Source organism: Conyzicola nivalis, assembly GCF_014639655.1.
GTDB classification, from domain to species: Bacteria; Actinomycetota; Actinomycetes; order Actinomycetales; family Microbacteriaceae; genus Conyzicola; species Conyzicola nivalis.
In genome coordinates this window covers 268833-287198 of the sequence record NZ_BMGB01000001.1, presented here as the reverse complement: position 1 = coordinate 287198, position 18366 = coordinate 268833, and the positions used below count along the sequence as shown (strand labels likewise).

The window sequence follows — 18366 nt, the reverse complement described above, 5'->3', positions numbered from 1 at the left end:
GTCAGTTCGAGGTGAGCGTGCGGGCGGCGCCGTCGTGCGCGATCCAGGCGTAGACCTGGTGGTCGTCGAACGCAGAGACCGGCAGCATCTCGCTCAACCAGGCGTCGACCGAGCGGCGGAGGACCTGACCGCGGTCGCGCACGAGCCAGCTCACGCCGAAGCGGCCGGGAGCGACGATCACGACGATGTCGGTCTCGCTCTGCACCTCGACGAAGACCTGTCCGCGCGCCTTCGCGGGAAGCGTGGCGAGGATGGTCTGCATGACGGGAAGCGACGTTTCGTCGCCGGCGAGAAGGATGCGGTCGCTGGCGGCCGGGTTCCAGCCGACCGACGCGGCGTTCTCGTCGAGGAAGGTCATGCTCTCAGTATAGGCATGCCTTACCTAATGCCAACAGGTCGGCTCCCCCTGTAGGAATACTCTCAGTGTATGGAATTCGGAATCTACAGCTTCGGCGACGTCCAGGATAAGGACCGCGTGGAAGAGGCCCTCGCCGACACGATCGAGAGAATTAAACTCGCGGATGACACGGGGCTCGACTACTTCGGACTCGGAGAGCACCACCGCCCCGACTATTCCATCTCGGCACCCGCCACCGTGCTCGCCGCGGCATCCACCGTCACCTCCCGCATCAAGCTGGGCAGCGCGGTGACGGTGCTCAGCACGGAGGACCCGGTGCGCGTCTTCCAGCAGTTCGCCACGATCGACCTGCTCAGCCACGGCCGGGCCGAAATCGTCGCCGGCCGCGGCTCGTTCATCGAGTCGTTCCCGATCTTCGGGGCGAGCCTCGACGACTACGACGCCCTCTACGCCGAGAAGCTCGACCTGCTGCTCGCGCTCAACGATGACGAGTTCATCACCTGGAGCGGCCGATTCCGCCCGCCCCTCGCGGCCCAGCAGATCCTTCCGCGGCCCAGCAGGCACGGGGAGTACCCGGGCAAGCTCGACATCTGGGTTGCCACGGGCGGCAACCCCGAATCATCCGCCCGGGCCGGCGCTCTCGGCGTCCCGGTGAGCTATGCGATCATCGGCGGCCACCCCGAACGCTTCGCTCCCCTGTTCGACCTGTACCGCCGGTCGGCCGCGCAGCACGGGCACGACCCGGCCACGCTCCGCACCGCCATCGCAGCGCCCGGATTCGTCGGCGCCGACTCGCGCACCGCCAAAGACGCGTTCTACCCGTACTGGATCGAATCGATGGCGCGCATCTCGGCCGAACGCGGATTCCCCACGCCGACCCGGGAGACCTACGAGGACATGGTCGACAGCCGCGGCGCCATCTTCGCCGGAAGTCCCGACGAGGTCGCCGCGAAGATCGTCTACGTGCACGGCCACCTGGGCATGGACAGGGTCGGCCTGCAGATGGACTGGTCGGGCGTGCCGCAGGAGCTGGTGCTCGAGTCGATCCGGCTGTTCGCGACCGAGGTGGCGCCACGCGTGCGCGAGGCTCTCGCCGCGGATCGCTGAACCGACCACGGCCGCTGAGCCCACCACGGCCGATGAGCCCACCACGGCCGCTGAGCCCGTCGAAGCGCCGTTACCAACTCGAAACCCCCGGTCGGACGGCGAGTTGATAATGTCTCGATCAGCAGCAGAGGCTCGAGGCGGCAGGGTTCGTCCGCAGCGATCACAACGGCGCCGATCTCTACCGGCTCGAAACGGAGAGCGGCGAGGAGAACTACCTGTTCGTGGCCGGCCACTGGTTCTTCGGCAGCGACCTGGCCACAGCCGACCGTGTGCGCCTGCGCGTCGACGTCGGCTGATGTCGCGCTTTGTGCCCGCCTCCGACCCGTCGTCGCAGGGCGACCGGCTCAATCCTTCGGCTTGGCCAACCCGAGCGCCGGCATGAGCACGCCGTCGATCACCGAGATGAGGAACTCGCGGTCGACCGGCTTGCGCAGCATGATCGTTCGGTAGGTCGCCATCGACTGGCTGACGAGCGAGATCATTTCGATGTCGGTGTCCGCCGCGATCTCGCCCCGGTCGATCGCGCGCTGCAGCAGCATGCGGTTGACGGATGCGCGCGGCTCGACGATCGCCGCATACGCTGCGTCGGCGAGTTGCGGATCGCGGGCCAGCATCGAGGTCAGGGCGCCCATGATGCGCAGCTTCTTGTCTGCGTCGTGCAGTGCGTGCGGCTTGATCATCGCGACGAGGTCGCCGCGCAGCGTCCCCGTGTCGGGAATCGCGTCGGGGTCGATCTGCTTCATGCACGCCACGGCGTCGATGACGAGCTCGCCCTTCGAGGCCCAGCGACGGTAGAGCGTGGCCTTGCCCGCCTTCGCCCGGGCCGCCACCATGTCGATGGTCATGCCGTCGTACCCGGTCTCCGCGAGCACTTCCAGCGCGGCATCCAGAATCTCGGGATCGCGGGTGTGGTCGCGCTTCCGGCCGAGCTTGGCCTTGGTTTCGGGATCGTGAAGCTGCGTCATTGCGGCTTTACTCCTAACTGTCGGTGCGTCTATTGTAGGCCACGAAGGGTTCCGGAACTCTGTGTTCTCGAAACTCGGCAATTCCGAAACTGTTTGGTTCCGAAACTGTCAAGTTCCGTATATAGTCGTGCTCATGACTCAGACCCTTCCCGTCGCCGCCCCCGTCGCGGCCCCGTCCCGTCGCTGGTGGACGCTGATCACCGTCGGCCTCGCCCAGCTGATGGTCGTGCTCGACTCCACGGTGGTCAACATCGCGCTCCCCGCCGCCCAGGCCGACCTCGGTTTCTCCAATGGCGAACGCCAGTGGATCATCACCGCCTACTCCCTCGCCTTCGGCAGCCTGCTGCTGCTCGGCGGACGCCTGTCCGATCTCATCGGCCGCAAGCGCACGTTCATCATCGGCCTCATCGGTTTCGCAGCAGCCTCCGCGCTCGGCGGCGCGGCCGACAGCTTCGGCCTCCTCGTCGCCGCCCGCGCGCTGCAGGGAGTGTTCGGGGCGCTGCTCGCCCCCACCGCCCTCGCGGTGCTCACGACCACCTTCACCATCCCCAAGGAACGCGCCCGCGCGTTCGGCGTCTTCGGCGCGATCGCCGGAGCGGGCGGTGCCGTCGGCCTGCTGCTCGGCGGCTTCCTCACCGAGAAGCTCGACTGGCGCTGGAACCTGTACATCAACGTCGTCATCGCGATCATCGCCGTGATCGGTGCGATCGTGTTCGTGACCAACGCCGAGCGCACCGGGCCGCGGCCGAAGCTCGACATCCCCGGCACCATCTTCGTGTCCGGCGCCCTCTTCGGCCTCGTGTTCGGTCTCTCCAACGCCGAGACCGACGGCTGGGATTCGCCGCTCACCTGGGGCATGCTCGCCGGCTTCGTGGTGTTGATCACCGCGTTCGTGCTCTGGCAGCGACGCGCGGCGCACCCGCTGCTCCCCCTGTCGATCGTGCTCGACCGCAACCGCGCGGCCGCCTACACCGCGGTCCTGCTGGCCGGTGCCGGAATGTTCGGCATCTTCCTCTTCGTGACCTACTACCTGCAGGCGTCGCTCGGCTACACGCCGATCCAGACCGGACTGTCGTTCCTGCCCATGATCGGCATGCTCGTCGTGGCCGCGCAGTTGGGTACCAACCTGCTGCTCCCCCGCTTCGGCCCGAAGGTCATGGTGCCGTTCGGCATGACGATCGCGGCCGTGGGAATGGTGCTGCTCACACGCCTCGACCTCGGCAGCGAGTACGTGCCCGACATCCTGATACCGCTGATGATCCTCGGCTTCGGCATGGGTTCGACGATGCCCGCCGCGATGCAGACCGCGACGCTCGGCGTCGACCGCGAGTTCGCCGGTGTCGCCTCGGCGATGGTGAACACGAGCCAGCAGGTCGGCGGGTCGATCGGAGTCGCGCTGCTCAACACGCTCGCGGCGACGGCGGCCACCGACTACCTCGCCGCGAACCAGCCGGCGACGGCCGCCGTGGCCGCACGGGCCGCGATCGAGAGCTACAACACCGCCTACTGGTGGGGAGCCGGCATCTTCGCGACCGGCGCCGTCATCGCCGCGCTGCTGTTCCGCCGCCGCGGGCAGGGCCTCGCGCTGCACACCGAGCCGGCGGCAGACGCCGAGCCGGTACTGGCGCACTGATCGACAGCGCGGGCACTCACCACTGCGGCGGGTGCCTGCGCTGCCACGCGAACCTGCGCTCGAGCTGGGCTCCGATGGCCAGGAGGGTGTGCTCGCCGCCCGGGCGACTGATCACCTGCACGCCCATGGGTAGGCCCGCATCCGTCACCGCGACCGGAAGTGTGATCGCGGGCAGCCCGCTCACGTTCGCGAACGACGTGAACGGCGTGTACTGCACCTGCTGCTCGAAGTTGCGTTCGGCGTCGACCGCGTCGTACCAGCCGACCGGGCGCGGGGTGAGCGCGAGGGCCGGCGTCATCACCGCATCGAAGCGGGAGAACTGACGGATGACACTGCGCTCGAACCTCGTCAGTGTCGACAACGCAGTCGCCAGGTCGCGTGCGCTCAACTCCCGACCGCGAGCCACGAGCCATTGGGTGAGCGGTTCGAGCAGCTCGAGGTCTTCGCCCTCCGCCGGGATGTTCGCGGCCCCGGCCTGCCACAGGGTGCGGAACGCCGGACCATAGCTGTCGTCCGGCTCGAGTTCGTAGTCCTGCAGCCCGTGGCCGAGCAGCGACAGCTCGTAGGCGGCCGTGGCGAGCGCCGATTCGGCCTCGGCCGAGACGGTGATCTCGTACAGGCTGTCCCACGGCGACGAGGTCATCACGCCGATCTCGAAGCGGCCCTCGCCGCGCACGGCGGCATTGAGCAGCGCGCCTTCGTCCCACGACGGCGCCCGCGTCGCGTACTGGTAGGGGCCGCCCTCGACCATCGCGTCGAGCAGCATCGCGGCGTCGGCGACCGTACGCGCGATCGGGCCGGGCGTGACGAGACCGCCGAGCGAACCGAAACCGGCGTTGGCCGGCACCCGCCCGCGCGACGGCTTCACACCGACGAGACCGGTCGCCGCCGCGGGGATGCGGATCGACCCGCCCCCGTCCGAGCCGGGCGCGACCGGCAGCAGGCCGGCGGCGACCGCGACGGCCGCTCCCCCGCTGCTGCCGCCCGCACCGAGCGTCGTGTCGTAGGGGTTGCGCGCCGGCGGCGCCACGAGCGACTCGGTGTAGCTGGGCATGCCGAACTCGGGAGCGTTCGTCTTGCCGAGGCTCACGGCGCCCGCGTCGTCGAGCGCGGTCACGATCTCGTCCGATTCGTCGGGCACGAAGTGCTCGAACAGCCGCGAGCCGTAGGTCGTGCGCACGCCCGCGCGGGCGCTGAGGTCCTTGTCGCCGAGCGGCAGGCCCCAGAGGGCGACCGCGCGCGAGACCGTCGACTCGACGTACGCCGCCCTGGCGAGCGCGGCTTCGGGCGTCACCGTGGTGAACGCGCCGAGTGCGCCGTCGAGGCGTGCGATGCGCTCCAGGTAGTGCGTCGCGAGTTCCGAGGGCGAAACGTCGCCGCGACGCAGCCAGTCGGCCTGCTCCTGGGCGGTGAGGTGATGGAGTTCGAACATTCTCCGAGCCTAGGTCTTGACACGACCGGTCGAGGCTGGTTGGTTAGTTACATGAGTAATGAACCAACGAAGAAGGCGCGTCGTGGATGAGACCCGGCCGATCTTCGTGCAGATCGCGGAGGGGATCGAGAACGACATCCTCGCCGGTGTGCTCGCTGAAGAGACGCAGGTGCCGTCGACCAACGAGTTCGCCACCTATTACCGCATCAACCCCGCCACCGCCGGCAAGGGCGTCAACCTGCTCGTCGACGCGGGAATCCTCTACAAGAAAAGGGGTATCGGCATGTTCGTCGCCGAGGGCGCGAGAAACCGTCTGACGGAGGCTCGTCGCGAGACATTTCAATCGGAGTTCGTCAGGCCGCTCGTCGCGGAAGCCGCCAAACTCGGCATCTCGTCGTCGCAGCTGACCGACATGATCAGGAAGGAAGGCGCATCGTGAGTGCCGTAGTGGAGGTCACGGGCCTCGGAAAGAAGTTCGGTCAGCTCGCCGCGGTCGACAACGCGACGTTCTCGATCGAGGAGAACCGCGTCTACGGCCTGCTCGGCCGCAACGGCGCGGGCAAGACCACCATGATGCAGCTCATCACCGGCCAGGACTTCGCGTCGGAGGGCAGCATCCGCGTCTTCGGCGAGAACCCGGTCGAGAACTCCCGCGCCCTCTCCCGCGTCTGCTTCGTCAAGGAGAGCCAGAAGTATCCCGACGACTTCAAGCCGAAGCACGTGCTGAAGAGCGCGCCGTGGTTCTTCCCCAACTGGGACGCCGGGTTCGCCGAGCGGCTCGTGGCCGATTTCCGGCTGCCGCTGAACCGGCGCATCAAGAAGCTGTCGCGCGGCCAGCTCTCGGCGATCGGCGTGATCGTCGGCCTCGCCTCGCGCGCGCCCCTCACCTTCTTCGACGAGCCGTACCTCGGACTCGACGCGGTCGCCAGGCAGACCTTCTACGACCGCCTGCTCGAGGACTACGCCGAACACCCGCGCACCGTCGTGCTCTCCACCCACCTCATCGACGAGGTGAGCAACCTGCTGGAGCACGTGATCGTGATCGACGACGGAAAGATCATCATGGATGCCCCGGCGGAAGAACTGCGCGGGTCGGCCACGATCGTCGCAGGGAAGCGCGCCGCGGTCGACGCCTTCACGTCCGGCCGGGACATCCTGCACAGCGAACGGCTCGGCGGACTGTCGTCCGTGACGGTCGGGCGCCTCTCCCCCGCAGAACGCGCCGCGGCGACCGCCGCCGGCCTCGAGCTCTCCCCGGTGTCGTTGCAGCAGCTCGTGGTGCGCGTCACCACCGCGAACGCAGATCGGAGCCAGGAATCATGACCACCGCAACCCTCGCCGAGCCCACCACACACGCACGCCCGGCACCGCCCAACCGCATCCTGGCGATCGTGCGCCTGCACTTCGTGAACCCGGCCACCACCATCGTGATCCCCTGGATGATCTTGGGGTTCATCTTTTTGGTGAACCTCGCCATCTGGGCGATCATCTTCGCCTCCGTGGCAGACGAGGAATCCCGCACCAACGCCCAGGAGGGTCTCAACTGGAGCGGCGCCTCGTTCTACATCTTCGTCTATATGACGATCGTGGCGATCCAGGCGATCAACCTCACCTTCCCGTTCGCGCAGGGCTACAGCGTCACGAGGAAAGACTTCTACCTCGGCACCTCGATCGCGTTCCTGCTGCTGGCGGCGATGTACGCGGCCGGTCTCACCGTGCTCTCGCTCATCGAAGACGCTACGGACGGCTGGGGCCTGGGCGGCCACATGTTCACCTCGGTCTACTTCGGGGTGGGCGAGTGGTACGTGCGCTTCGGTCTCTTCTTCACGATCTTCGCGTTCTTCTTCTTCCTCGGCGCGGCGTTCGCGGCGGTCTATGTGCGGTGGCGCGCGAACGGAATGATCGCGTTGTGGGCGGCGATCACCCTCGTGATCGTGGCGCTCATCGCCCTGGTCACCTTCACCGACTCGTGGCCGGCCGTCGGCGGGTGGTTCGTCGAGACGGGGGTCAACGGCGTCATCCTCTGGACGCTCGTGCCCACCGCGATCTCCGCGGTGACGGGTTACTTCGTGCTGAAGAAGGCGACCCCGCGCAACTGAGTATCCTGTCGTCCACGCGACGGACGCCCGATCGCCCGCGGGGTGGTCGGGCGTCCCCGCGCCTACTGCTAGGTTCGTCAAACGGGAAGGAGCACCAATGAGCTCATCGAAAGCACTGGCGGTTCTGCCACTCGCCATCGCCCTCGTGGCGGTGCTCGCCGGGTGCACCGCGGACGAGGCACCACAGGCCGCTCCGACGGCCGAGACCACCGAGACTCCGACCGCCGAGCCCACCGCGGCCCCCAGCAACTTCACCTTCACGATGCCGACCGACTGCGCGTCGATTCTCCCCGAGTCACGCGTCGACGAGTTCGCGGCCGAGGGCATCGTGCTGCTCGGCGGCCCCGGCGGCCGGTACGGCAACGACTACCTCGTCGACGCCACCCCCGAGGAGCAGGCCGGCGGCATCAGCTGCATCTGGGGCTTCTCCGACACCGAGGTCAGCAGCTTCACGATCTCCGTCGCGCCGCTCAGCGGCGCCACCCGCCCCGCCGTCGTCGCGAGCTTTGCCGAGCAGGGCCTCAACGAGGAGACGACCGACGACGCCGTCGCCTACGGCGTGCAGGGCGACCGCACGCTCGATCCAGCGATCATGAACGTGCTGCGCGGGGAAAGCTGGATCTCGGTTATCGCGACGATCGGCGGCCTCGACTCCTACACGCGCGCTGTCGAGATCTCCGGCGAGGTCTACGAGCACGTCTACAGCGCCAACTGACACAGCGCTGACTGAGGCGGCACCGGCCGAGCCAGCACCGCGGCCGACTACTTCAGGCTCTTCTGCATCATGTAGGTACCGAGCCAGCGGTCGAACTTGAAGCCGACCTTGCCCATGTGGCCGATGTCCTTGAACCCGAAGTCCTTGTGGATCTTGATCGACGACTCCGCGCCCTTGTCGGCGATGACGGCGATGATCTCTTTGATTCCCGCCGCCTTCGAACGGGTGATGAGCTCGCCGAGGAGTACCTTGCCGAGCCCCTTCCCCGTGGCGCCGGGCCCGAGGTAGATCGAGTTCTCGACGGTGAAGCGGTAGGCGGCCTTGTCCTTCCACGGGTAGACGTAGGCGTACCCGAGGATCTGGCCGTTGGGGCTCACCGCCACGATGAAGGGGAAGCCCAGCTTGCCGACCGCCGCGAACTTCTTGCGCAGGGCCGCGATCGTCATCGGCGTCTCGTCGAAGGTCACTGTGGAGTTCATGACGTAGTGGTTGTAGATCTCGCGGATGTGCGGGAGGTCCTCGGCGACGGCCGGGCGGATCGAATACTCGAAGACCGGCTGCGGTTCCGGCGCCTTCTTGAGGTGCGGCGGAAGCACGCGTCTCGGCTGGTATTCCTCTTCGAGCATCGTGAGCCCTCCATTCACGACAAGTCAACCAGATGCCGCCGGGTGTCACGTGGCGTCGGACCCGCCGCTCAGGTGACGTCGCGCTTCCACACCGCGAAGTAGCCGGCGACGCCCACGATCGCCGCGATGCCGAACAGCACGAGGCCGCCCTGCCACCACTCGAGTTCGACGACCTCGGTCGTCATCGCCCCGAGCGACGTGAAGACACTCCAACCGACCAGAGCGTCGCTCGCCGCCCCGGGAAGGAACTGACCGACGCGCGCGGTCCACTCCCAGATCGCCGACACCGACCGCAGGATGGGCTCCACGAACTGGGTGAAGGCGAGCACGATCACGAGCGCCGCCACCTGGTTGGGCACGAGGCTTCCGAGGGCGACCCCGATCACCGCCCAGAGCGCCATCGCGAGAACGACCCGCCCCACGAGAACCCAGGTGTCGGGATCGTCGAGCCCGGTGTCTTTGCCTACCGCGGCGAGCACGACCGCTCCGGTCCCGATGGACCCGACGAGCGCCACGACCCCGAAGAACGCGCCGATGAGCGCCATCGCGATGCTCTTGGCGACCAGCACCTGGGCGCGTCGCGGGTTGGCGAGAAACGTCGGGGTGAGGGTCTGATGGCGCGACTCGGAGGTGGCCGAGAGCGCGCCGAGCAGCACGGGGAAGACGTAGCCGATCGCCGAGGCCGTGCTGTAGATGACGAGGTGCAGCTGCGACACGTCGACCGTGGGAGCGGTCGGATCGGCCGACAGGTCGAGCCCGCCGAACACGCCCGCGAGGATGCCGGCGAGACTGCCGACGTAGACGGCCATAACGAGGGCGAGAATCCACCAGAGCCGCACGGTGAAGACCTTCGCGAGCTCCGCCCTGGTGGCCCTGACGATGCTCATGATGCGTCCCCCTCGGCGGGCGCCGCGTGCGCGCCGTGTCTGTGGACGCCGGGTGCCGGTTCCGGCTCGGTTCCGGTGAGCTCGAGGAACGCGCTCTCGAGGCCCTCCTGCTGTTCGGCCAGCAGGCTGAGCGGTACGCCGGCGCGGTGGGCGATGGCGCCGATCGCGGCGCCGTCGAGTTCCTTCACGACGAGCCCGCCCTCCGAGACGTCCACCCTGGCGCCCGCGGCGAGCAGGGCCGAGTGCAAAGCGGCGCGGTCGGGCGCGTCGACCACGACGCGGGCCGTGAACTCGAGCCCGCTCAGCGTTCCGTCGTAGACGAGTCGGCCACGCGTGATGATGATCGCCCGGTCGACACTCTGCTGCACCTCGCTCAACAGGTGCGACGAGACCAGTACAGTGCGCCCCTCCGCGGCCAGTTCGCGCAGGAAGCCGCGGATCCAGCGGATGCCCTCGGGGTCGAGCCCGTTGATCGGTTCGTCGAGCACGAGCACCCGCGGGTCGCCGAGCAGGGCGAACGCGAGCCCCAGACGCTGCCGCATGCCGAGCGAATAGCCCCCGACGCGACGGTCGGCGTAGGCGTCGATCCCCACCTGCTTCAGCACCCGGTCGATACGGCCGGGGTCGATCCCGGTGGCGGTCGTGTAGACCTTCAGGTGGTTGCGGGCGGTGCGGCCCGGGTGGAAGCTCGACGCCTCGAGCGCCGTGCCCACCGTCTCGAGCGGGCTCGGCAGGTCCCGATAGCCCACTCCCCCGAACGTCGCCAAACCCGAGCTCGGGTTCACCAGCCCGAGCAGCATGCGCAGCGTCGTGGTCTTGCCGGCGCCGTTCGGTCCGAGGAATCCCGTGACGCTGCCCGGCTCGACGACGAAGCTCAGGTCGGAGACCGCGTCGACGGGTCCAAACGACTTGGACAGGTGGGAGACGTCGATCGTCGTCGCGGTGGCAGGCATGGCTCGAAACTACTCCGGCGGAGAAGTGCTCAACAAGACTTTCAGAGCGACCAGTCGATCGGATGCGCCCCCTGCGCCACCAGCTCGGCATTGGCGCGGCTGAACGGTCGCGATCCGAAGAAGCCGCGCGACGCCGACAGCGGGCTCGGATGCGCGGACTCGATCGTGGGGGTGGCTCCGAGCAGCGGCTTCAGGGCCTGCGCGTCGCGGCCCCAGAGAATGGCGACGAGGGGATGGTCACGCGCGACGAGCGCCCGGATCGCGGCATCCGTCACCTGCTCCCAGCCCTTGCCCCGATGCGATGCGGCGGCGCCGGGGCGCACCGTGAGCACGCGGTTGAGCAGCATCACCCCGTGGTCGGCCCACGCGCTCAGGTCGCCGTGCTCGGGCGGCTCGACGCCGAGGTCGTCGCGGAGCTCGCGGTAGATGTTGTTCAGGCTGCGGGGCAGCGGACGCACATGGCCGTCGACGGCGAACGACAGTCCGATGGGGTGCCCGGGCGTCGGATACGGGTCCTGGCCGACGATCAGCACGCGCACGTCGGCGAGCGGGCGCGTGAAGGCGCGCAGCACGTCGCGGCCCGCCGGCAGGTAGCCGCGGCCCTCGGCCACCTCGGCGCGCAGGAAGTCGCCGAGGGCCGCGATGTCTGGCGCGACGGGGGCGAGCGCCTCGGCCCAGCCGGGGTCGAGCAGTTCGCCGATGCTGTGCCGGCTCATGCCCCCAAGGTACTCACAAGTACGCCGTCGTCGCCGCGGTCGACCTGCCAGATGCTCCCGCTGCCGACCACCCGCAACAGGTCGTCGCCCACGATCAGCGCGGTGAATTCGTCGATCGCGATGCCGCCGTCGACGAGACCCGCCTCGGTCGCTGCCACGAGCCGGGAGAGTGTGCCCCACTGGACGGCGTGCACCTCGATCGCGAGGTCGACGAGGCCGAGTCCCTCGGCGACGGTGACGTCTTCGAGGTTTTCGCCGGCACTCTCGGCGCACACCTGCACGTCGCCGATCTTCCAGCCGCCGACGAGGGCGGTGTCGGCCGCGATGGCGGCGCCCGCCGAATAGCCCAGGTACGGGAGCGAGTCACCGACGAGCATCCGGATCTCTTCGACGATCGGCGCCACCGCGTCGAGGTAGGCGGGGGGCAGTCCCCCGCCGATCAGCAGCGCGTCGATGCCCGAGAGCACGCTCGAGGTGAAGAGCTCGCCCTCGACGATCGCGGTGACGAACGGTTCGCAGAGCGCGACCCGCAACAGCTGCTCGCGGTACTGCGCAGTGCGTTTGTCCGCCGTTCCGGCGTCTTCGCAGACGAGCAGCACGCCGATGCGGGCGACGTCGCGGCCGCTCGCGATGGCACGCTGCGACGCTTCGAGCAGGAACTCGCGGTAGACCTCGCCGTCGTAGTCGTCGGCCCAGCCCCCGCCCACCAGATGGATGCTCACGCGTCGGCTCCCCTGGTGTGTACGTGGCCCTCGACCTCGACGACCGGGAGAACCGACCAGGGGAAGTTGATCCAGCGGTCGGTGTTCTTCCACGTGTAGTGCGGCACGTGTACCGTGCCCGGCTTCGTGTACAGCACGACGGTGCGCACCGTGGCGCCGCTGGCCTTGAGCAGCTGGTCGACCATCGCGAGCGTGCGGCCCGAGTCGGAGACGTCGTCGACGAGCAACACGTTCTTCCCGTCCAGCGTCGAGTCGTCGAACATGGGCGGCAGCATGATCGGTTCGGGCAGCCGCTCGCCCACTCCGGTGTAGAACTCGATGTTCATGGCCCCGCAGCTCTTCGCCCCGAGCGCGTAGGCGATCGACCCGGCGAGAAGCAGGCCTCCGCGGGCGATCGCGACCACGACATCCGGCACAAATCCGCTCTTCAGAACCTCGCGCGCCAGCTCGCGTGAGGCGACACCGAACTGGTCCCAGGTGAGTACCTCCCGGTCGGGCGTGAGTTCGGCGGCTGGCGGCACATCGGAGGCGAGGGAAGTCATAGAGAACACGTTATCCCGCCCGGTCGGTGTGCACCGCCCCGCACCCACTAGCATCCGTTCATGACGATCCTCAGCGGCAGAGCGGGTGCGGTCACGTTCGGTCTCATCGGCTACCTGTTCTTCGTCGAACTGGTCAGCGGCATCCTCCAGGGGTTCTACGTGCCGCTGATCCCCGACCTCGTCGAACACCTCGGCATCCGCGACGCCGACTTCAACTGGTTCGAGGCCGCACAACTGCTCGTGGCGGCCCTGTCGGTGCCGGTTCTCGCGAAGCTCGGCGACATGTTCGGGCACAAGCGCATCCTGCTGGTCTCCACGGTGCTCACCGCCGGGGCGACCTGGTGGCTCGCGTTCACGGGCGACTTCACCAGCTTCCTCGTGGCCTGGTCGCTGCAGGCCTTCTACACGGTGTGGCTGCCGCTCGAGATCGCGTTGATCTTCGACAGGGGGCGCCGCACCGCGACGGCGGCATCGGCCACGCGCAGGGCCGCCGGATTCCTCGTCGTGGCCCTGCAGGCCGGCGCGATCGTCGGCGCTCTGGCGGGTGGCCGGGTATTCACCGCGCTCGGCGGCAACGTGACGCTGACGTTGATCATCCCGGCGGTCGCGGTGACCCTGGTGTTCTTCGCCATCCTGTTCGGCGTGCCCGAGTCGGAGCCGCTCCCCGGCCGCACCCTCGACGTGGTGGGGTTCAGCGTGCTCAGCATCGGCCTGCTGCTCATCACCTCCGGGCTCACCTTCCTGCGCATCAACGGGCCCGGGACGTGGTGGGTCTACGCGCTGATGGTCGCCGGCGTCGCCGTGTTCGTGCCGTGGGGGCGGTTCGAACTGCGGCAGAGCGACCCCGCGATCGACCTGCGGGTGATGGCGCAGCCGCGCATGTGGCCCGTGCAGCTCACCGCCGGCCTCATCGGCATCAGCCTGCTCGGCGCGCAGGCGCCGCTCTCCACCTTCGCCGGCACCGACCGCGCCGAGAACGGTTTCGGCCTCTCGCTCGACGCGTCGAACATCTCGTACCTGATCGGCGCCTACCTCGTGTCGCTCATCGTGGGTGCCGTGCTCTTTCCGGTCGGCGCCCGGCTGTCGACGCCGCGCATCACGCTCATCGTCGCGGCGTTCCTGGTCGCGGCGGGGTATTTCCTCTTCCTGCCGTTCCACGACACGGCGGCGCAGGTGTTCACGAACATGGTCGTCGCGGGTATCGGGTCGGGTGCTCTCGTCGCGGCGCTACCCTCCGCCGCGGCGGCCGCGGCGCCGCGCGGGCAGACCGGCATCGCGACCGCGCTCACCAACACCACCAAGACGATCGGCGGCTCCTTCGCGTCATCCGTCTTCGCCGTGCTGCTCGCCGCGGGCGCCGTGCAGGCGGTCGGCAGCAGCGCCTCGAGCCTGGCCGGCTACCTCACCGTGTTCGCCGTCTGCGGCGCGGGCGCGCTGCTCGCCGCAGTGCTGCTGTTCCTCGTGCCGAGGTTCGCGTTCGGCGACGACGACGTCGAGGCGGAAGAAGCGCTGCCCGTGACTCCGATCGGCGGCTAGGCCCGCGGCTTCAACCCGCCCCGGATCACCTTGTGCGGCGCGGCCTGGGCGACGGGTTTGACCGTGACGAGGTCGAGGTTCACGTGGGACGGCAGCTCGACGGCGTGCACGATCGACTCGGCGATGTCTTCCGCGACGAGCGGGTCGGCCACGTTGTCGTAGACCGCGTCGGCTTTCGCCTGGTCGCCGCCGAAGCGCACGAGAGAGAACTCCTCGGTCTTCACCATGCCGGGCGCCACCTCGATCACGCGGATCGGCTCGCCCGCGAGCTCGAGGCGCAGCACCGCCATCAGTGCGTGGGCGGCGAATTTCGCCGCGTTGTACCCGCCTCCGCCCTCGTAGGCGACGTGGCCGGCAATCGACGTGACGGTGACGATGTCGACACCGTCGACATCCGCGGCCGCAAGGCGCAACAGCGGCAGGAAGGCCGACGTGACGCGCTTGACCGCGACGACGTTGACGTCGAACATGCGGATCCAGTCCTCAGCGCTGCCCTCCTCGACCGAGGCCAGGCCGAAGGCGCCGCCGGCGTTGTTGACGAGGGCGTGCACCGGCCCGAGGCCGGCGACGAAGTCACGCAGCGCGTCGACCTCCGCCTGCACGGTGAGGTCGGCGACGAACACCCGCGCGCCGGTCTCGGCGGCGAGCGCCTCGAGCCGGTCGGCACGACGGGCGACCCCCACGACCTCCCAACCGTGTTCGCGGAAGAGGCGCACGGTGGCGGCTCCGATTCCCGAGCTGGCACCGGTCACTACAACGCGTCGAGGATTCATGATCCAAAAGTACCGTCGCTACACTGGCACGAATGACAGCCACGATGCCGCCGACTGCCACGCCCGCCGTCGGCCGATCGGGCGCAGCGAAAGAGCGGGTGCCGTTCTGGGACAACGCCCGCTTTCTCTGCGTCACCCTCGTGGTGGTCGGTCACGGTATCCAGCGGCTCACCGCCGACTCGGACAACGCGCTGATCGTCTACCTGTTCATCTACGCGTTCCACATGCCCGCGTTCGCTATCATCAGCGGCTACTTCTCGCGTCCCGGTTCGCCGAACGCCCGCCAAATGACGAGGGTCATCACCGACATCATCGTCCCCTACGTGATCATGGAGTCGATCTGGACCCTCGTGCAGTTTCTCGTCGAGGGCAAGCGCGAGTTCAACCCCACACAGCCGAGCTGGACGCTGTGGTTTCTGCTCGCGCTCGGCATCTTCCGGCTCGTGCTGCCCTACCTCGCGCTGCTGAAATACCCGCTGCTCATCGCCGTGATCCTGTCGGTCGGCGTCGGCTACCTCGGCAACGTCGACAGCACCTTCTCGCTGTCGCGCGCCATCGGCATCCTGCCCTTCTTCGTGCTCGGCTGGAAGCTCAACGAGTGGGGCGTCGTCGACCGCTGGCGCCGCGTAGCGAACGGCTGGTGGATGCGCGTGCTCGCCGTCGCCGTACTCGGCGCGTGGCTCGCTGTCGTCGGCGGCAACATCAACCTGTGGCGCGCTATCGACCTGCGCTTCTGGTTCTTCTACGACGACTCGTACAGCGGACTCGGCGAGGGCGAGTGGTGGGCCGGTGCCGTGCGGCTGGCGCTGATCGCGCTGGCGGTCCTGCTCACGGGGGCGGTCTTCGCGCTGATCCCGCGGCGCGAGACCTGGATCACCGCCTTCGGCACCTCGACGATGTACGTCTACCTGCTGCACAGCTTCATCCTCTACCCGCTTCGGGAGACCGGGATCCTCAAGGACGAGCACACCTCGGCGGTCTGGCTGCTCAGCGTGGTCTTCGCCTGCGTGGCGATCTCGATCGCGCTGTCGGCGCCGATCGTGCGGCGGGTCTTCCGCCCGATCATCGAGCCGAAGCCGCGCTGGTTGTTCGCCGACCAGACGGCGTTCCGCACACCGCCCGAGGGGCCGCCGCGCGAGACGCGCACCGGCCCCACCGCTCGTCGAGAGCCCTAGTCGGCGGGTGGCGCCGCCGGGCCGTGGCCGGATGACACGGACTTCGGCAGCGCGAAGACCAGTACGAGCGCCACGACACTGAGGGCGGCGCTCAGTCCGATCGCCCAGGCCGCGGCGTCGGTGAACGCCTGCGCGACGTCGTCGGGTCCCGTGATGTTGGCGTTCGCGATACCGGCGAACAGCACGCTGCCGACCACCGCGATGCCCACGGCGCTACCGATGCGCTGCATCACGCCGATGACGCCGCTCGCGCCTCCCGCCTCGGAGCGGTCGACGGTGGCCACGATGAACTGCGCGTTCGGGGCGATGAACAGCCCGTTTCCGAGGCCCGCGACGAGGAGGGGAAGCAGCAGCATCCAGTTGGTCAGGTCGACGCCAGGCACGGTGAGCAAGAGCACGAAGACCGTGATGAGTCCGACGGAGAGGAGCGTCACACCGATGACGAGCACGGTGCGACCGAGTCGCGCGGTGAGCCGGTTGCTCTGCGACGACCCGATGATCGAGCCGATCGCGAACGGGATCGAGACGAGTCCCGACTCCAGCGCGGTGTGGCCGAGACCCGACTGCCAGAGCAGCGAGATCACGAAGAAGATGCTGGTGAAGGCTGCGAAGTAGACGAGGGCGAGAATCGTGCCCCCGGTGAACGCCGGGTGGCTGAACAGCCGCGGCGGCACGAGCGGGCTGAGGCCGCGCTTCGTGTACGAGATCTCCCAGAAGGCGAAGGCGACGACGAGCAGTACACCGGCGACGAGCGTGAGGTACGTCCAGAGCGGCCAGCCCTGGTCTTCGCCCTCGATCAGCGGCACGAGCAGCGCGATCAGCGCCGCCGACAGCAGCACGAGCCCGATGACGTCGATGCCCGACTTGGCCCCCTTGGCCGCCTTGAGGTCGGCCCCGTTCGGAAGCAGGATCGCGGCGGCGATGAGGGCGACGATGCCGATCGGCAGGTTGACGCCGAAGACGAGGCGCCAGCCGTTCTCCTCGCCGAACGCCTCGATGATGAGGCCGCCGATGATCGGGCCGAGGGCGGTCGAGACACCGATGACGGCGCCCATGATCGCGAAGGCCTTGCCGCGGGACTGGGCGGGGAAGAGCAGCTGGATGAACGCGGTCACGGCCGGCAGGAAGATGCCGCCGGCGAAGCCCTGCACGACGCGCGCGACGATGAGCTGCACGTCGTTCTGGGCCAGGCCGCAGGCGACGCTGGCCGCGGTGAAGAGGGCGAGGCCGGTGAAGAACACCCACTTGTGGCCGATGCGGTCGCCGAGGCGGCCGGCGGGGATGAGGACGAGGCCGAACGAGAGCGCGTAGCCGGAGATGATCCAGGACAGCGTCGCCTCGGAAGCGTCGAGAGAGGTGCGGATGCTCGGGAGTGCGACGTTCACGATGGTGGTGTCGAGCAGCGCGATGAACATGCCGGCGAGCAGCACGATGAGTGCCTGCCAGGCGCGCTTGGGAATGGTCGGGGCCGTTGCCTGGGCGGGAAGTGTGGTCATGAGGAGGCTTTCGTTCGAGCCGATTCGTCGGCGATGATTCGGGGAAGTTCGGAGATGAGCGCGTTGTGCCAGTCGATTTCGGCGCGGAGCCTGACCGACTTGTGGGACAGCACGAAGCGCTCGTTGGCTGTGAGGTACTGGTCGGCCCTGGCGCGCTGGGCCTCGCTCTCGGCGAGCATGGCCCCGAGTGTCTCCACCCGGCCGCGCAGGGTCGCTTCCACGGTGTCGATGCTCTCCGGGTCGAGGCGGGACATCGCCAGGTCGAAGGGGTCGGGCCGGAACACGACCGTGCTCAGGCCGTCGAGACGCAGCACGGCGAGCGCCTCCCGGCCGGCGGCCGAGATCTCGTAGACCTGGCGCTCGGGGTAGTTGCCCTCGCGCTCGACCCTCAGTTCGGTGATGAGACCCTCGGCGGCGAGCCGTTTGATCACGCCGTACAGGGAGCCGACGGAGATGTCGGTCCAGTAGTGCACGTGCTCCTTCTCGGCCAGGAGACGCAACTGGTGGCCGTGCATGGGTCCCTCCACCGCGAGCGCACCGAGGATGTAGAGGCGCACGGAGGACATGGCACTACTCTCGCATGAGTAGTCGCGTGTTGCAAGCCTTCGACAGGCTCAGGCATCGCCCTTCG

20 protein-coding genes are annotated in these 18366 nt (G+C 68.5%); 8 read left to right on the top strand and 12 right to left on the bottom strand.

The genetic code is table 11. The features are described from left to right. Position 1: 1 nt before the first annotated feature. Complete coding sequence (locus tag IEV96_RS01460; RefSeq protein ID WP_188508937.1) at positions 2-358, bottom strand: siderophore-interacting protein; 357 nt, start codon at positions 356-358, stop codon at positions 2-4. A 69-nt stretch (positions 359-427) separates the two neighbouring features. Between IEV96_RS01460 and IEV96_RS01455 the strand changes: the two genes are divergently transcribed. Beyond that, positions 428-1465 (top strand): LLM class flavin-dependent oxidoreductase, encoded by a 1038-nt coding sequence (locus tag IEV96_RS01455; protein ID WP_188508936.1) that lies wholly within the window; start codon positions 428-430, stop codon positions 1463-1465. A gap of 344 nt (positions 1466-1809) precedes the next feature. Here the strand turns inward: IEV96_RS01455 and IEV96_RS01450 are convergent, their stop codons facing one another. Then, entirely contained in the window at positions 1810-2430 is a 621-nt protein-coding gene (locus IEV96_RS01450) for a TetR/AcrR family transcriptional regulator (protein ID WP_188508935.1), read from the bottom strand. A gap of 133 nt (positions 2431-2563) precedes the next feature. Between IEV96_RS01450 and IEV96_RS01445 the strand changes: the two genes are divergently transcribed. Beyond that, positions 2564-4063 (top strand): MFS transporter, encoded by a 1500-nt coding sequence (locus IEV96_RS01445; protein WP_188508934.1) that lies wholly within the window; start codon positions 2564-2566, stop codon positions 4061-4063. 16 nt (positions 4064-4079) lie between these two features. Here the strand turns inward: IEV96_RS01445 and IEV96_RS01440 are convergent, their stop codons facing one another. After that, entirely contained in the window at positions 4080-5495 is a 1416-nt protein-coding gene (locus IEV96_RS01440; protein WP_188508933.1) for an amidase, read from the bottom strand. A 58-nt stretch (positions 5496-5553) separates the two neighbouring features. Between IEV96_RS01440 and IEV96_RS01435 the strand changes: the two genes are divergently transcribed. The 4 genes from IEV96_RS01435 (at position 5554) to IEV96_RS01420 (ending at position 8309) form a co-directional block, all read left to right on the top strand. Next, positions 5554-5934: a GntR family transcriptional regulator gene (locus IEV96_RS01435; RefSeq protein WP_188508932.1), complete on the top strand. Its 381-nt coding sequence runs from the start codon at positions 5554-5556 to the stop codon at positions 5932-5934. After that, positions 5931-6818 (top strand): ABC transporter ATP-binding protein, encoded by an 888-nt coding sequence (locus IEV96_RS01430; protein ID WP_188508931.1) that lies wholly within the window; start codon positions 5931-5933, stop codon positions 6816-6818. The genes IEV96_RS01435 and IEV96_RS01430 overlap by 4 nt, the downstream gene beginning before the upstream one ends. After that, on the top strand, positions 6815-7594 hold the full coding sequence (locus tag IEV96_RS01425; protein WP_188508930.1) for an ABC transporter permease: 780 nt from the start codon (positions 6815-6817) through the stop codon (positions 7592-7594). The genes IEV96_RS01430 and IEV96_RS01425 overlap by 4 nt, the downstream gene beginning before the upstream one ends. 97 nt (positions 7595-7691) lie before the next feature. Continuing rightward, complete coding sequence (locus IEV96_RS01420) at positions 7692-8309, top strand: hypothetical protein (RefSeq protein ID WP_188508929.1); 618 nt, start codon at positions 7692-7694, stop codon at positions 8307-8309. 47 nt (positions 8310-8356) lie between these two features. On the opposite strand, the gene IEV96_RS01415 is transcribed toward IEV96_RS01420, so the two are convergent. From IEV96_RS01415 to IEV96_RS01390, 6 genes are all read right to left on the bottom strand, one after another. Then, positions 8357-8935 (bottom strand): GNAT family N-acetyltransferase, encoded by a 579-nt coding sequence (locus IEV96_RS01415; protein ID WP_188508928.1) that lies wholly within the window; start codon positions 8933-8935, stop codon positions 8357-8359. Positions 8936-9003: 68 nt separating this feature from the next. Continuing rightward, on the bottom strand, positions 9004-9822 hold the full coding sequence (locus tag IEV96_RS01410) for an ABC transporter permease (RefSeq protein WP_188508927.1): 819 nt from the start codon (positions 9820-9822) through the stop codon (positions 9004-9006). After that, positions 9819-10775 (bottom strand): ATP-binding cassette domain-containing protein, encoded by a 957-nt coding sequence (locus IEV96_RS01405; RefSeq protein ID WP_188508926.1) that lies wholly within the window; start codon positions 10773-10775, stop codon positions 9819-9821. Before IEV96_RS01405 ends, IEV96_RS01410 begins: the two co-directional genes overlap by 4 nt. Positions 10776-10816: 41 nt before the next feature. Beyond that, positions 10817-11491 (bottom strand): uracil-DNA glycosylase, encoded by a 675-nt coding sequence (locus IEV96_RS01400; RefSeq protein WP_188508925.1) that lies wholly within the window; start codon positions 11489-11491, stop codon positions 10817-10819. Then, positions 11488-12213 (bottom strand): type 1 glutamine amidotransferase family protein, encoded by a 726-nt coding sequence (locus IEV96_RS01395; RefSeq protein WP_188508924.1) that lies wholly within the window; start codon positions 12211-12213, stop codon positions 11488-11490. The genes IEV96_RS01400 and IEV96_RS01395 overlap by 4 nt, the downstream gene beginning before the upstream one ends. Continuing rightward, positions 12210-12755, bottom strand: coding sequence for a phosphoribosyltransferase (locus tag IEV96_RS01390; protein WP_188508923.1), 546 nt, complete (start codon positions 12753-12755; stop codon positions 12210-12212). Before IEV96_RS01390 ends, IEV96_RS01395 begins: the two co-directional genes overlap by 4 nt. A gap of 60 nt (positions 12756-12815) precedes the next feature. Here IEV96_RS01390 and IEV96_RS01385 point away from each other — a divergent pair, with 60 nt between their 5' ends. Beyond that, complete coding sequence (locus tag IEV96_RS01385; RefSeq protein WP_188508922.1) at positions 12816-14291, top strand: MFS transporter; 1476 nt, start codon at positions 12816-12818, stop codon at positions 14289-14291. Here the strand turns inward: IEV96_RS01385 and IEV96_RS01380 are convergent. Next, positions 14288-15064, bottom strand: coding sequence for an SDR family NAD(P)-dependent oxidoreductase (locus IEV96_RS01380; RefSeq protein WP_188508921.1), 777 nt, complete (start codon positions 15062-15064; stop codon positions 14288-14290). The two genes, IEV96_RS01385 and IEV96_RS01380, sit on opposite strands and share 4 nt — an antisense overlap. Positions 15065-15096: 32 nt before the next feature. On the opposite strand from IEV96_RS01380, the gene IEV96_RS01375 reads away from it, so the two are divergent. Next, positions 15097-16239, top strand: a complete 1143-nt coding sequence (locus IEV96_RS01375) for an acyltransferase family protein (RefSeq protein WP_229732934.1) — start codon at positions 15097-15099, stop codon at positions 16237-16239. Here the strand turns inward: IEV96_RS01375 and IEV96_RS01370 are convergent. Together IEV96_RS01370 and IEV96_RS01365 are read right to left on the bottom strand one after the other, a co-directional pair. Continuing rightward, the gene (locus IEV96_RS01370; RefSeq protein ID WP_188508920.1) at positions 16236-17735 is read right to left on the bottom strand and encodes an MFS transporter; all 1500 of its coding nucleotides are present in this window, start codon (positions 17733-17735) and stop codon (positions 16236-16238) included. The two genes, IEV96_RS01375 and IEV96_RS01370, sit on opposite strands and share 4 nt — an antisense overlap. Then, positions 17732-18301 (bottom strand): PadR family transcriptional regulator, encoded by a 570-nt coding sequence (locus IEV96_RS01365; RefSeq protein WP_188508919.1) that lies wholly within the window; start codon positions 18299-18301, stop codon positions 17732-17734. The genes IEV96_RS01370 and IEV96_RS01365 overlap by 4 nt, the downstream gene beginning before the upstream one ends. Positions 18302-18366 lie beyond the last annotated feature (65 nt).

Excerpts from the sequence above, each read along its gene's own strand:
- IEV96_RS01365 (WP_188508919.1), bottom strand. The coding sequence starts at position 18,301 with ATGTCCTCCGTGCGCCTCTACATCCTCGGTGCGCTCGCGGTGGAGGGA.
- IEV96_RS01415 (WP_188508928.1), bottom strand. The coding sequence starts at position 8,935 with ATGCTCGAAGAGGAATACCAGCCGAGACGCGTGCTTCCGCCGCACCTC.
- IEV96_RS01445 (WP_188508934.1), top strand. The coding sequence starts at position 2,564 with ATGACTCAGACCCTTCCCGTCGCCGCCCCCGTCGCGGCCCCGTCCCGT.
- IEV96_RS01380 (WP_188508921.1), bottom strand. The coding sequence starts at position 15,064 with ATGAATCCTCGACGCGTTGTAGTGACCGGTGCCAGCTCGGGAATCGGA.
- IEV96_RS01375 (WP_229732934.1), top strand. The coding sequence starts at position 15,097 with ATGACAGCCACGATGCCGCCGACTGCCACGCCCGCCGTCGGCCGATCG.
- IEV96_RS01410 (WP_188508927.1), bottom strand. The coding sequence starts at position 9,822 with ATGAGCATCGTCAGGGCCACCAGGGCGGAGCTCGCGAAGGTCTTCACC.
- IEV96_RS01460 (WP_188508937.1), bottom strand. The coding sequence starts at position 358 with ATGACCTTCCTCGACGAGAACGCCGCGTCGGTCGGCTGGAACCCGGCC.
- IEV96_RS01370 (WP_188508920.1), bottom strand. The coding sequence starts at position 17,735 with ATGACCACACTTCCCGCCCAGGCAACGGCCCCGACCATTCCCAAGCGC.
- IEV96_RS01450 (WP_188508935.1), bottom strand. The coding sequence starts at position 2,430 with ATGACGCAGCTTCACGATCCCGAAACCAAGGCCAAGCTCGGCCGGAAG.
- IEV96_RS01435 (WP_188508932.1), top strand. The coding sequence starts at position 5,554 with ATGAACCAACGAAGAAGGCGCGTCGTGGATGAGACCCGGCCGATCTTC.
- IEV96_RS01385 (WP_188508922.1), top strand. The coding sequence starts at position 12,816 with ATGACGATCCTCAGCGGCAGAGCGGGTGCGGTCACGTTCGGTCTCATC.
- IEV96_RS01440 (WP_188508933.1), bottom strand. The coding sequence starts at position 5,495 with ATGTTCGAACTCCATCACCTCACCGCCCAGGAGCAGGCCGACTGGCTG.
- IEV96_RS01390 (WP_188508923.1), bottom strand. The coding sequence starts at position 12,755 with ATGACTTCCCTCGCCTCCGATGTGCCGCCAGCCGCCGAACTCACGCCC.
- IEV96_RS01425 (WP_188508930.1), top strand. The coding sequence starts at position 6,815 with ATGACCACCGCAACCCTCGCCGAGCCCACCACACACGCACGCCCGGCA.
- IEV96_RS01405 (WP_188508926.1), bottom strand. The coding sequence starts at position 10,775 with ATGCCTGCCACCGCGACGACGATCGACGTCTCCCACCTGTCCAAGTCG.
- IEV96_RS01400 (WP_188508925.1), bottom strand. The coding sequence starts at position 11,491 with ATGAGCCGGCACAGCATCGGCGAACTGCTCGACCCCGGCTGGGCCGAG.
- IEV96_RS01420 (WP_188508929.1), top strand. The coding sequence starts at position 7,692 with ATGAGCTCATCGAAAGCACTGGCGGTTCTGCCACTCGCCATCGCCCTC.
- IEV96_RS01455 (WP_188508936.1), top strand. The coding sequence starts at position 428 with ATGGAATTCGGAATCTACAGCTTCGGCGACGTCCAGGATAAGGACCGC.